Source organism: Acidicapsa ligni, assembly GCF_025685655.1.
GTDB classification, from domain to species: domain Bacteria; phylum Acidobacteriota; class Terriglobia; order Terriglobales; family Acidobacteriaceae; genus Acidicapsa; species Acidicapsa ligni.
Genome location: NZ_JAGSYG010000001.1, coordinates 577,049 through 589,582, shown reverse-complemented (window position 1 = coordinate 589,582; position 12,534 = coordinate 577,049). Strand labels below are relative to the sequence as shown.

General features: G+C 58.3%; 9 protein-coding genes. 4 read left to right on the top strand and 5 right to left on the bottom strand.

Annotation, left to right across the window (positions count from 1 at the left end):
• The first annotated feature begins 41 nt into the window (after positions 1-41).
• The 4 genes from OHL19_RS02310 to OHL19_RS02295 all read left to right on the top strand — a co-directional run bounded on the left by OHL19_RS02310 (position 42) and on the right by OHL19_RS02295 (position 8,470).
• Positions 42-3,491: a S41 family peptidase gene (locus tag OHL19_RS02310; protein WP_263355969.1), complete on the top strand. Its 3,450-nt coding sequence runs from the start codon at positions 42-44 to the stop codon at positions 3,489-3,491.
• 261 nt (positions 3,492-3,752) lie between these two features.
• The gene (locus OHL19_RS02305; RefSeq protein WP_263355968.1) at positions 3,753-4,508 is read left to right on the top strand and encodes a TIGR00266 family protein; all 756 of its coding nucleotides are present in this window, start codon (positions 3,753-3,755) and stop codon (positions 4,506-4,508) included.
• A gap of 249 nt (positions 4,509-4,757) precedes the next feature.
• Positions 4,758-6,527 (top strand): tetratricopeptide repeat protein, encoded by a 1,770-nt coding sequence (locus tag OHL19_RS02300; RefSeq protein WP_263355967.1) that lies wholly within the window; start codon positions 4,758-4,760, stop codon positions 6,525-6,527.
• Positions 6,528-6,613: 86 nt separating this feature from the next.
• Entirely contained in the window at positions 6,614-8,470 is a 1,857-nt protein-coding gene (locus tag OHL19_RS02295; protein WP_263355966.1) for a hypothetical protein, read from the top strand.
• Between the two features lie 141 nt (positions 8,471-8,611).
• On the opposite strand, the gene queD is transcribed toward OHL19_RS02295, so the two are convergent.
• From queD to OHL19_RS02270, 5 genes are all read right to left on the bottom strand, one after another.
• Positions 8,612-8,989: a 6-carboxytetrahydropterin synthase QueD gene (gene queD / locus OHL19_RS02290; protein ID WP_263355965.1), complete on the bottom strand. Its 378-nt coding sequence runs from the start codon at positions 8,987-8,989 to the stop codon at positions 8,612-8,614.
• Positions 8,990-9,284: 295 nt separating this feature from the next.
• The gene (locus OHL19_RS02285) at positions 9,285-9,542 is read right to left on the bottom strand and encodes a hypothetical protein (RefSeq protein WP_263355964.1); all 258 of its coding nucleotides are present in this window, start codon (positions 9,540-9,542) and stop codon (positions 9,285-9,287) included.
• 168 nt (positions 9,543-9,710) lie between these two features.
• The gene (locus OHL19_RS02280) at positions 9,711-10,124 is read right to left on the bottom strand and encodes a type II toxin-antitoxin system HicB family antitoxin (RefSeq protein WP_263355963.1); all 414 of its coding nucleotides are present in this window, start codon (positions 10,122-10,124) and stop codon (positions 9,711-9,713) included.
• Positions 10,125-10,134: 10 nt separating this feature from the next.
• On the bottom strand, positions 10,135-10,311 hold the full coding sequence (locus OHL19_RS22980) for a type II toxin-antitoxin system HicA family toxin (protein WP_263355962.1): 177 nt from the start codon (positions 10,309-10,311) through the stop codon (positions 10,135-10,137).
• A gap of 86 nt (positions 10,312-10,397) precedes the next feature.
• Positions 10,398-12,389 carry an ATP-dependent DNA helicase gene (locus OHL19_RS02270; RefSeq protein ID WP_263355961.1) on the bottom strand — a complete coding sequence of 664 codons (1,992 nt, stop codon included), beginning with the start codon at positions 12,387-12,389 and terminating at the stop codon, positions 10,398-10,400.
• Between the last annotated feature and the right edge of the window lie 145 nt (positions 12,390-12,534).

The window sequence follows — 12,534 nt, the reverse complement described above, 5'->3', positions numbered from 1 at the left end:
GAAAAATACTGACTCGACTGAATTGGAGCTACCCCTTACCTATGCTCACCTCAAAAGCTCTCCGCCATGCCGCCCCGGCCATCGCACTTGGCCTTATAAGCATCGCTTCTGCATTCGCCGCCACCAATGGCTCTCCTGACAACTCGCCGCATACCCCGTCCAATTCGTCGAAAACACAGCCCGGCTACTATCGTTCCCCAGCCATTCACGGCGACACAATCGTTTTCGGATCGGAAGGCGATCTTTGGTCCGTCCCCGTCCAGGGAGGCCTTGCCCGACGCCTTACCTCCAACAGCGGCCTCGAATCCATGCCCGCCATCTCGCCCGACGGCCAGACTCTCGCCTTTGCCGCCCAATACGAAGGCCCGCGCGAGGTCTACACCATGCCGCTCAACGGCGGCGTCCCCGAGCGGCGCACCTGGGACGGCGATGCCCACCCCCAGGGCTGGACGCCCGACGGCCGTCTCATCGTCGGCACAGGACGCTACTCCACTCTGCCCGGCTCGAAGATTGTTCTCATCGGCAACAAAGGCCAGATCGAGATTCTTCCTCTCTCCACCGCCGCCGAAGGAGCCTATTCGTCTGACGGCCACACGCTTTTCTTCACCCGCTGGAACAAGCAGTCCAGCTCGACCAAGCGCTACAAAGGCGGTACTGCTGAGAACCTGTGGCGCTTCAACGGCCAGGGCGAAGCCACTCCTCTCACTGCGGACTACGAAGGCACCTCGCACAACCCCATGTTCTGGAATGGCCGCGTCTACTTCCTCTCCGACCGCGACGGCATCATGAACGTATGGTCGATGAACCCCGAGGGCAAAGAACTCAAGCAGGAAAGCCACCAGAAGATCTTCGACGTCCAGACCGCCTCCATCTCCGATGGCCGCGTCGCTTATTCGAGCGGTGCCGACATCTGGCTCCTCGACCTCAAGACCAGCCACGAAGAGATCGTCCCCATCCGGATCAGCTCCGACTACGACCAGCTTCGCGAGCACTGGACCAAAAAGCCGCTCGACTACCTCACCGGCTTCCATATCTCGCCCGATGGATCGAGTGCAGTCTTCACAGCTCGGGGTGAGGTCTTCACCCTGCCCGCCGCCAAAACCGGCCGCACCATCAAGATCGCAGACGGCTCCGCCGTACGCTATCGCGATGCGCGCTTCCTTCCCGACGGCAAAAGCATCCTCGCCATCTCCACCGAGAGCGGCGAAACCGAATTCTGGCAGTATCCAGCCAACGGCATCGGCAAAGCCGAGCAATGGACCAATGATTCCAAGGTCCAGCGCACCGAAGGTGTTCCGTCGCCCGACGGCAAATGGCTCGCCCACCACGACCGCGACCAGCAGCTTTGGATCTACGACATCAAAAACAAGACCGAAAAGCGCATCGGTCAATCCATGTACGGCGACTTCGGCGATCTCTCCTGGTCTCCCGACAGCCGCTGGCTGTCCTATGGAGAAACCGCTGCCAACCAGTTTCAGCAGATCAAAATCCTCAACGTCGAGACCGGAGCCATCCAGGCCGTTACCTCCGATCGCTACAACAGTGGCAATCCGACCTGGACGCCCGACGGCAAATGGCTCTACTACCTCTCCGATCGCTCGCTCAAGACAACCGTTCCCTCGCCGTGGGGAGCGCGTCAGCCCGATCCGCATTTCGACCACACCGTCAAAATCTATCAACTGGCTTTGAACACCGGCTTGCGCTCACCCTTCCTGCCCTATGACGAGCTGCACCCCGAGGACGCAGAAAAGAAAGAAGAAGACAAAAAAGAAGAGAAGAAGGAAGAAAAGAAAGCCGAAGACGCAAAGAAAACCGACGGCAAATCCACTGATGCCGCAAAGAAAGACGCCGAAAAAGCGGACAAGGATAAGGCGGATAAAGACAAAGACTCCGCCGACGATAAAAAGAAGCCCGCAGAGGTCAAGATCGACTTCACCGACTTAGCCTCGCGCCTCAGCGAAGTCCCCGTGCCCGCCGGCAACTACAACTCTCTCCAGACCGCTGAGAAGCGTCTCTGCTGGCTCGACATACCCGAAGGAGCTCCAGACAAGTCCTCCCTTGAGTGCCTCGACATCGCCAATAAAGGCGATGAGCCCGACACCGTCATGAGCGGCGTTGGCGGCTATGAAATCTCCGCCGACCACAAAAAAATGCTGGTGCAAAAGGATCAGGAGTTCTATATCTTGGACTCCGACACAAAATCCACCAGCGACTCCAAGATGATGGGCAAAGCTGCCATCAACTTCGCACGCTGGAGCTTCTCCACAGACACCCGCCAGGAATTCCGCGGCCTCTTTCTCGACGCCTGGCGTATGCACCGCGACTACTTCTACGATCGCCACATGCACGGTGTCGACTGGCCCGCAATGCGTGACCGCTACCTGCCGCTCGTCGATCGCGTCTCAAACCGGGACGAACTCAACAACGTCATCGACCAGATGGTCGGCGAACTCTCCGTACTGCACACCTTCGTCTTCGGCGGCGACCAGCGCCAGCCCGAGGACGATATCGATCTCGCCGGTTTCGGCGCGCAGCTACGTCGCGATGAAAAAGCAGGCGGCTACGTTGTCGAGCACGTCTATCTCCACGATCCAGACCTTCCCAACGAAGCGCCACCCTTCGCCCGCCCCGATTCGCACGTAGCCGACGGAGAAATCATTGTCTCCATCAATGGCCAGCCCACGCTCTCCGTGCCCGACGAGCGCGTACTGCTCCGCGGCAAAGCGGGCTCACCCGTGCTTCTCGGCGTCAAGTCAGCCACAGGCACCGAACGGCAACTCCTCGTCACCCCCATCTCTACCGGCCAGGAGTCTAACCTGCGCTACAGCGAGTGGGAGTATTCCCGTCGCATCGAGGTCGAAAAAAGCTCCAACGAGCAAATCGGTTACGTCCATCTCCGCGCCATGGGTTCGGGAGACATTGACCAGTGGGCTCGCGACTACTACCCCATATTCAACCGCCAGGGCCTCATCATCGACGTCCGTCACAACGGCGGCGGAAACATTGATTCATGGCTCCTCGGCAAGCTCCTCCGTCAGGCCTGGATGTACTGGCAGCCGCGCGTTGGTGCACCGTCGTGGAACATGCAAGGTGCCTTCCGCGGACATATTGTCGTGCTTTGCGACGAGAATACCGGTTCAGACGGCGAAGCCTTCACCGAAGGCATCAAGCGCCTGAAACTCGGCAAGGTTATCGGCACCCGCACCTGGGGCGGCGAAGTCTGGCTCGGTTTCGATAACCAGCAGGCCGACAACGGCATCGCCACGGCACCCGAAATCGGCGTCTACGGCCCGGAAGGGAAGTGGCTGATCGAGGGCCGCGGCGTCGAACCCGACATAACCGTCGAAAATCTGCCCCACGCCGGCTTCACCGGCTCCGACGCCCAACTGCAATCCGCCCTGGACCTGCTCAAACAAGAGATCCAGCAAGACCCGCGCCCAGTTCCCAACCCCCCACCCTACCCAGACAAGTCCTTCAAATCCCAAAAGTAAAGAACGAAACAAAAGTGAACACATCTGGACCGCGCAACCAATCGCGCGGTCCAGATAGAAAAAACCAGTTGCCCTAGCCCTCGCCGTTGCCCTTGCTTTTGCCGTTGTAGTTGCCCTTGCCCTTCTGTCTGTCATTCCCGAAGGAAACCTGCCGTACCCCAAGCCATCCCGACCCTCCCTCCCAAAGCAAATCCCACCCAATCCCAAACAGCCCAGATGTATACTTCCCCTGAATACGCCCGTCCGGGTCAGGAGTTACCCATGCAATCCCGCATCCTCGGCACCACCATGCCCGTCCTGGAATTTCTCCTCCAACCCAACGACACCATCATCTCCGAGGCAGGCGAGCTCTCCTGGATGACCAGCTCCATCCAGATGACCACCCACACCCAGATGGCCGGCGGCGGAGGCTTCTTCGGCGCCCTCAAGCGCGTCGCAGGCGGCGGCAGCCTCTTCATGACCGAGTACCGCGCCTGGGGAGCACCCGGCGAAATCGCCTTCGCCGCCAAAGTCCCCGGCCACATCCTGCCCGTTGAAGTGCAGCCCGGCCACGATTACCTCATCCATCGCCACGGCTTCCTATGCGCCACCCCGCAGATCCAGCTAGGCGTCGGCTTCCAGCAATCTCTCGGCGCAGGTATCTTCGGCGGAGACGGCTTCCTGCTCCAGAAAGTCAGTGGCGTAGGCACCGCCTGGCTCGAACTCTCCGGCGAAGTCATCACCAAAGATCTCGCCCCCGGCGAAACCCTCCGCGTCCACCCCGGCCACGTCGGAGCATTTCAAAGCAGCGTCTCCTTCCAGATCACCCGCGTCCCCGGCATCAAGAACATGATCTTCGGCGGCGACGGCCTCTTCCTCGCCGCCCTGACCGGCCCCGGCCGAGTCTGGCTGCAATCCCTGCCCCTGCCGCGCCTGGCCCATGCACTAGCCCCCTACCTACCCTCCGGCGAACGAGAAACAGTGCAAGGCGGAGTCATGGGTGGCATAGTAGGCAGCATCCTCGACGGAATGAAGTAGCTCAACAAACAGAATCAACCTCAGCCATCGCAGTTGCCTTTGCCCTTGCAGTTGCACTTGCCTTTGCACTTGCCTTTGCACTTGCAGTTCTGTCTGTCATTCCCGCAGGGAATTTGCTGTTAGCATTTAGCCTCTGCCGTTACCTTTGCCTTTGCATCTGTCATTCCCAAAGAAAATCTCCCTCTCCACCAACCCCAAAAACCAACCCTCTGGACATCCCCAACACCAACCTGCGATTGTGTTCTATCGATGGCCAACCGCCTCCAATCCGCAACCATCGCTCTCCTAAGCCTCCTCGCACTCATCCCATCCTCAGCCCAGAAACCTGCTCAGAAACCGGCCCAGAAACCCCCAACCTACGTAGACACCCAGGCCTGCTCCCGCTGCCACCTCGAAATCGCCAATCACTTCGCCCAAGCCAGCATGGGCCACTCCCTCACCCAGATCACGCCGGAGTACCTGAAAACCATCCAGGCCCCAGCCAGCTTCACCGACCCCAAAACCGGTCATCAATTCACCGTTCAGATCGAGAACGGCAAACTCTACCAATCCGAATCCGAAACCGACGCAGCCGGCAAGCAGCTCTTCCGTAACACCCACCAACTCCAATGGATCATCGGTACCGGCGAAAACGGCTTTGGAGCACTCCTGCGCCGCGACGACTATCTCTTCCAGGCGCCGCTCTCCTACTACTCCAAAGCGGCCCACTGGCAACTCTCCCCCGGCTACCAGAACGAAGCGCTCAGCTTCAACCGCATCCTCCTGCCCGGCTGCCTCTACTGCCACAGCGGACGCCCCGTTCCCATAGCCAACCATCCCGGCCAATATGCGGCTCAGCCCTTCACCCAGGCATCCGTAGGCTGCGAAAACTGCCACGGCCCCGGCTCCGCCCACGTCGAATCCATGGGTCAGGGCGACTCCTACGCCAAAGGTAAAGATCCCACCATCGTCAACCCCGCCCGCCTCACCGCGAAACTATCCGACGACATCTGCATGTCCTGCCATCAGACCGGCGATACCCGCGTCCTGCAACCCGGCAAAACCTACCAGGACTTCCGCCCCGGCCAGCCTCTGGACAAGACCGTCTCCATCTTTCAGATCCCGCCCACCCGCGAAAATCCCCCCCAGGACGATCACGTCGAGCACTACTACTCCATGTCTCTCAGCAAGTGCTTCCGTGCAAGCCTCTCGAAGCCTGAAGACAAGCGGATGCGCTGCATCACCTGCCACGATCCGCACATTGAACCAACCACCGCCGAGGCCCCCGCATACTTCAACAGCCGATGCCTCACCTGCCACACCGCGCAAAGCTGCAAAGCCCCCAAAGCCGTGCGCCAGGCCACATCCCCCGCGGACAATTGCATCGGCTGCCACATGCCCAAACGCGATGTCGTCGTGATCTCTCACAGCAGCATCACCAACCACCGCATCCTCGCCCGCCCCGACGAACCATTTCCAGACGCAGCCTTCCAGCAAACCTCAGCAGCCATGCCCGACCTGATTCATCTCAATCGAGCCAGCGATTCTGCTCAACCCCCCTCAGCAACAGCCTCAGCATTGACCCGCCTGCAAGCCTACGCCGACATCCTCAAGCAGAAGCCGCAGTACGCCGCCACCTACACCGCATCCTGGCTCAAAACTCTCTCGGAACTGGAAACCACCACCACCCGCAACGCGCTAGTACAGGCCGCGCTGGGCCACCGCGACCTCCAGGACCACAACCTGCCGCAAGCCATCTCTCACCTGCAGCAATCCCTGCAACTCGACCCCACCCAGACCGAAGCCTGCGTCGATCTCTCCGAAGCATACGACCAGGCCAATCAGCCCGAAGAAGCCATCGCCGCCCAGAAGAAAGCCATCCTCCTTGATCCCTTCGTACCCGCCCTGCAAAAGACTCTCGTCTTCCGCCTCATCAACGGCAAACACTACGAAGAGGCCCAGGCAGCAATGGAGAAGTACCTCCAGCTCTTCCCCGAAGACGACTTCATGCGTAAGATGCTCGCCATGGCCAGAGAATAGATTTCCCGCTGCGTCTAATCTGATTTTTTCAATGATTATTCCAATTGCTCACGAAATCCGACCATGAAATTCCATTCAAAGCCACTATGAACTCAGCCCTCGCCGCCCGCCTTGCGCCTGTCAGAAAATGCCTCTTCTCGACACCCACAACCCGCCGCGGGCTGGCCGCCAGAGTGCGCGTACTGGCAATCAGAATGCTCGTCCTCGCAGCAATCGCAGCGCTGTTTCCCGCCCCACAAGCCACCGCGCAAAGCACACCAGACAAAAGCACGCCTGCCAAATCGGATGGCTATGTCGGCGCGCTCGCCTGCTCCCGCTGCCATGCCGAGATTTACAACCACTTCACCCACACCACCATGGGCCGTTCTCTGACCCCGGTCACCCCGGATTTCATCCGCACTCTTCCAACCTCGCAGCCCGTCTATAACCAGGCCCTCGACCGCTGGTATCAATCCTTCGCCAAAGACGGCAAGCTCTATCAAAGCGAATACCAGCTCCAGACCACCGGTCCCGACGCAGGTAAGGAAGTCTTTCGCAACACCCACTCCATCGAGTGGATCATCGGCACCAACACCAACGGCCTCGGCGGCCTCATCACCCACGACGGATATCTCTTCCAGGCGCCGCTCTCCTACTACCCGCGCACCAGACTCTGGAACCTTTCGCCCGGTTATCAGCAAGGGGACTACGGCTTCAGCCGGCTGATCGCCCCCGGCTGCATCTTCTGCCACGCAGGCCGCTCTCAGCCCATCCCGCAATCCATGGGCAAATACCAATCTCCACCATTTACCCAGACCGCAATCGGCTGCGAAAACTGCCACGGCCCCGGAGCCGCACACGTCGAAGCCATGGGCCAGGGAGACTCCTACGAAAAAGGCAAAGACCCGACAATCGTGAACCCTGCACACCTCGCCACCGCTCTGTCAGACGACATCTGCATGTCCTGCCATCAGACCGGGGATGCACGTGTTTTCCAGTCCGGCAAAACCTATCAGGATTTCCGGCCCGGTCAACCGCTCGACCGCATCATGGCCATCCTCATGATTCCGCCCACACGCCAGGATCCGCCCAGCCCCGACCACGCCCAGCACTACTACTCCATGATCATGAGCAAGTGCTACCGCGCCAGCATCACCAAGCCGCAGGCACAGCAAATGCGCTGCATCACCTGCCATGATCCCCACATCGAGCCCGCCAAAGAAGAGGCTCCAGCCTTCTTCAACGGCAAATGCCTGAGCTGCCACACCGAGCAAAGCTGCAAAGCGCCAAAGGCCGCGCGACAAGCCACCACCGCGGCAGACAACTGCATCGGCTGCCACATGCCCCAGCACGAAAACCCCGCGCTCAGCCATAGCAGCATCACCAACCACCGCATCGTCACCACCATCGACGAGCCCTACCCAGACGCCGTCTTTGAGCAGACAACCGCCGCCCTGCCCGATGTAATTTATCTCAATCACTCTCCGGGCAACACCGCTCCACCACCCGCGATCACGCTCCTGCAGGCCTACGATCAGCTCAAAGATCAAAAGCCCGAATACGCCGCATCCTGGCTCCGAACCCTGCGCGCACTCGAAAAAACGGCCCCGGAAAACGCCATCGTTCAAGCCTCGCTCGGCCATCAGGATCTACAGGGCGGCAAGCTCGACCAGGCCAGCGAACACCTGCAGCGGTCCCTGCAACTCGACCCCGCCCAGCCTGCCGTCTACGCCGATTTATCCGACATATCCGACCAGAAAAACCAACCCGAAGAAGCCGTCTCGCTCGCCAGAAAAGCCGTAGCCCTCGATCCCTTCAACGCCACTCCGCGCAAGGCTCTGGTTCTGCGCCTGATCAACGCCAGGCAATACGAAGAAGCCCAGGCGCAAATGGAAAAGTATTTAGAAGATTTCCCGCAGGACGACTTCATGCGCAAGATGCTCGCCATAGCCAAACAACCGTAGAAGTCGTTGCTTCTCATCCTTCGCAAAACGGCGAAGCGAAGGATGAGAAGTAAAAGTCCAGGCAAAAGCCCTGGAAGGAGCAGAGGCCTTCAGGCCTCAGGAAATGCTCCCCCAAACAAGTTTGTCCTCAAACACACAGCCCTACTCGAAATAAGTAGCCGTAGTCGTATCCGTCTCCCAGATCGTGCAATCCTTCACGCGAACCCGCCCACCCGTCATCTCATGCAACTGGCTGCGAGTTTCATCGTAAAAGTACCGCGCCAGATTCTCCGCTGAAGGATTCAGCTCGATAAACGGCTCCAGGTCGTTCAACATCTGGTGATCGATCCGGTCAATCACCGGCCGCAACACCTGCTTCAACAGCTTGAAATCCAACAGCAGCCCCGTTGCATCCAGCTCCTGCCCAATCAGCGTCACACGCACCTTGTAGTTATGCCCATGCGGATTCTCGCACTTCCCGCGATAATTCCGTAGATAATGCCCCGAAGAAAAACCCGCATCCACCGTTACTTCATACATAGAATTCAATGCTTTCTGTAGGAGAGATCAGACCCATCTTTATCTTAGTTGCTTCAACCAACCCAGCGGAATCCATAAGCAAGATAGGCAGCAAGTAAGTCCGCACAAAGTATCGAACTTCAGAACGTAGTCCCCACTCCCAGCCAGGCCGCTCTAAGCAGTTGCAGTTGCCCTTGCCGTTCTGTCTGTCATTCCCAAAGGGAATCTGCTTCTCCACCCAACAGAAAAGACAAATTATCCAACCAAACCCACCACCAGCAAAGCAGGCATCCGCATCCTCTAAAATCTCCCCAACTTAGAGATTCTTCCGCCGCTTCCGCGCCGCCCGCCGCCGTTCTTCCGTCCGCCGATCCACCTGCTCAAACAAATGCGACATCGACCCAATCAACGTAGAAACCAGCCCGGCCAGCAGCAAAAACATCGCCAGCGTCTTCCACAACGAAGCATTTGCAGGCAATCCCGGCTGAAAACTGGAAGGCACAAACGTCATCGCACCCGAGATGAGTGCAAGCAGCCCCAGCGTTCCAGCCAAAACATAAAAGTTCTTAGACATAGGAGGATCGAAACAGAACAACTTTGATTCTACCGTTCACCAGACCCCCTCCGGTTCCAGAGCGCAAAAGGTTTTAAGCAGCATCAATCATCTTCAGCCTTAGCCGCTGGGAGGAATTACATCCTTGATTCCCTTATTCCTCAAGTGGCGCATCGAATTACGCTCTTGCTATACGACTCGAATTTCCATCGTTTTGCCGAGTGCGCTCAGGGCATTCGCGATTCCATCGATCTTCGATGTGTGATTAACATCGATCAGGCGAGTCACCTCCTGCGGCGTAACACTCAAACGTCGAGCTAACTCCGCAGGCCGCACCTTCTGCGTGATCATTTCATTCAGCAGGAGAACCTTGGCGCCGACACTGGTTGGAAGATCAACATAGCGCTGCCCACGCTTCACCTTGGATGGAACTGGAACCGCACGATTATCTTCAAAATAGAAATCCAGCGCAGACTCAAGCGCGTCTTTCGCTGCCAAAAGAGCCTCTTCTTCGGTTTCTCCCTGAGTAATAGCCTCCGGAATATCAGGAAAAGTCACCAGAAAGAATCTTCCATCGGGCTGAATCGTTATCGGATAGCGCATATGATATCTCCTATTTCAAACCGAGCTGCTTTTTGATTGCCTGTACCAGGCCTGTACCGAGTTCCTTATTGTGCATTGGCAGAATGGAGACTTTACCGTTGAGTAAAACCTTCAAATGCGAACCTTTCGCGGTCTTAAAGGTTGCGCCTTGATCTGCCAGCCAGCGCTTGAACTCCGTACTCTTCATTCTTTAATAATAAGCAATTTTGTTTATTTTTCAAGCGTTATTATAATCAATTTTGCGTATGCCATATTGAGAACTACTGCAAATTTCTACTCAAAAAACAGCCCAACATCCGTAATCGAAGTAGTGACACGATAAGGCGGCAAACTCTCCAGAAACGCCTGCCCATACCGCTTCTGCCGAATCCTCGGGTCCAGCAGCACCAGCACTCCCCGATCCTCCAGCGAACGAATCAGCCGCCCAAACCCCTGCTTCAGCGTAATCACCGCGCTCGGCACCTGGTATTCGAAAAACGGCTTCCCGCCCGCATCCTCAATCGCCCGCATCCGCGCCGCCACCACCGGATCGTTCGGCACCGCGAACGGCAGCTTGTCGATGATCACGCAGCTCAGCGCCTCGCCCTGCACATCCACCCCCTGCCAGAAACTCGCCGTCCCAAACAGCACCGCATTCGGAGTAGTCCGAAACTGCTCCAGCAGCGTATTCCGCGGAGCCGTTCCATGCAGCAATATCGGATAATCCAGCACCGGCAGCAGCCGCTCGTACAAGTCGCGCATCTGGCTGTAGCTCGTAAACAGGCAAAATGCCCGGCCCTTCGTGATCCCCAGTACCTGCTGAATACACCGCGCCGCCACCTCCTGAAACTCCGGCGCACGCGGATCCGGCATCTCCGGCGGCAGATACAGCAAAGCCTGCTCGGGATACCGGAAATGCGAAGGCACCACCAACTCCCGCGCCGCACCCTGCTCAAGCCCCATCCCCAGCCGCTTGCGAATGTGCTCAAAACTCCCCTGCACCGTAAGCGTCGCCGAAGTCAGCACCACCGTCGGAAAACTCTGAAACAACTGGTCATCCAGCAATCCCGAAACATCGATCGGCGTAGCCTGCAAAAATGTCGTTCGCGACTGCTTCTGCAAGCCACCCGAAACCCGCCGCTCCAGCCAATACACCATGTTTCCCGAAGTCGACTCCAGCAGAAACTCCAGCTCGCTCCGCAGATTCGCCACGCGCTTCCGCAGACCCGGAGCCTCATCCACCCCGCGCAACTGGTCCAGCTCCGCCTCCAGCCGCGTCAGCGTGTTGCGCACGCTCAGGTAAAGATCGCCACTGGTCTCCAGAAACTCCTCACGCCCATCAAACGGCTGCCGTCCATCGGAATTCATCGGCAATTGCGCAAAGAACAGACGCGCCCGATCCCGCAGCTGCTGCACCGAAAAATGTACGCCCGTAGCAAAGCTGTCCTTCGTCTTCAGCATCGCTTCCGTATCCCGCGCCAGGTCCTCAAAGCGCAGATTGCTCACCGAAAGCCCAAAGTAGCTGCTGGCAATGTCCTCCAGCTCATGCGCCTCATCGAAGATTACCGCCGCAGCCTCCGGCAACACCCCCGCATCCGGAGCGCCGCCCGCCTGCTGCTTCACCGCCAGGTCCGCAAAAAAGAGATGGTGATTCACAATAATCACGTCGCTCTCCTGCGCCTTACGCCGCATCTCCGTCACAAAACACCGCTGGTAATCCGGACAAGTCGATCCCAGGCAGGCCTCACTCCGCGCATCCAGCCGCGCCCACAGCGGGCTGAACTCCGGTAATCCGCCCAACTCCGCCCGGTCCCCTGTCTCCGTCTTCTTTTCCCATTCCGAAATCTGGTGAAACTGGTCTATTTCCTCCAGCCCCGACAGCAACGGCTGCGAACGCAGCGTCACCAGCTTGTGCCTGCAGAGGTAGTTCGCCCGCCCCTTCATGTAACAAACGCGCAGCGGCCCCAGCAACGACTCCAAAAAAGGAATATCGCGAAAATAAAGCTGATCCTGCAGCGCCTTCGTTCCCGTCGAGATAATCACCCGGCGCCCGGTCCTCAGCGCAGGCAACAGGTAAGCCAGCGTCTTCCCCGTACCCGTCCCAGCCTCCACAATCAGGTGCCGCTTCTCCTCCAGCGCCCGCTCCACCGCCTTGGCCATCTCCAACTGCCCCGGCCGATACTCATAAGGCAGCGGCGAATTCGCCAAAATTCCCCCAGGCGCAAAAAATCCATACAACGACGGCAAAGCCGCGCCCTCAACCGAAGCAGTAGTTGAATTTTGCATGGAATTCTCAGCCAACAGATGAAACCTCAAGAGAGCCGCAGGAAGGGGCTATCACCATACTAGCGAGGAAAAGGTCTTCGCCGCACATTCGCCACCATCAAACGCAAATATCTCCTCGATCAGGGAGATATTCGCGTTGACTTCC

What these genes read in the sequence shown, in the direction of transcription:
- OHL19_RS02310 (WP_263355969.1), top strand. Translation starts at nt 42, where the DNA reads ATGCTCACCTCAAAAGCTCTCCGCCATGCCGCCCCGGCCATCGCACTT.
- OHL19_RS02305 (WP_263355968.1), top strand. Translation starts at nt 3,753, where the DNA reads ATGCAATCCCGCATCCTCGGCACCACCATGCCCGTCCTGGAATTTCTC.
- OHL19_RS02300 (WP_263355967.1), top strand. Translation starts at nt 4,758, where the DNA reads ATGGCCAACCGCCTCCAATCCGCAACCATCGCTCTCCTAAGCCTCCTC.
- OHL19_RS02295 (WP_263355966.1), top strand. Translation starts at nt 6,614, where the DNA reads ATGAACTCAGCCCTCGCCGCCCGCCTTGCGCCTGTCAGAAAATGCCTC.
- queD (WP_263355965.1), bottom strand. Translation starts at nt 8,989, where the DNA reads ATGTATGAAGTAACGGTGGATGCGGGTTTTTCTTCGGGGCATTATCTA.
- OHL19_RS02285 (WP_263355964.1), bottom strand. Translation starts at nt 9,542, where the DNA reads ATGTCTAAGAACTTTTATGTTTTGGCTGGAACGCTGGGGCTGCTTGCA.
- OHL19_RS02280 (WP_263355963.1), bottom strand. Translation starts at nt 10,124, where the DNA reads ATGCGCTATCCGATAACGATTCAGCCCGATGGAAGATTCTTTCTGGTG.
- OHL19_RS22980 (WP_263355962.1), bottom strand. Translation starts at nt 10,311, where the DNA reads ATGAAGAGTACGGAGTTCAAGCGCTGGCTGGCAGATCAAGGCGCAACC.
- OHL19_RS02270 (WP_263355961.1), bottom strand. Translation starts at nt 12,389, where the DNA reads ATGCAAAATTCAACTACTGCTTCGGTTGAGGGCGCGGCTTTGCCGTCG.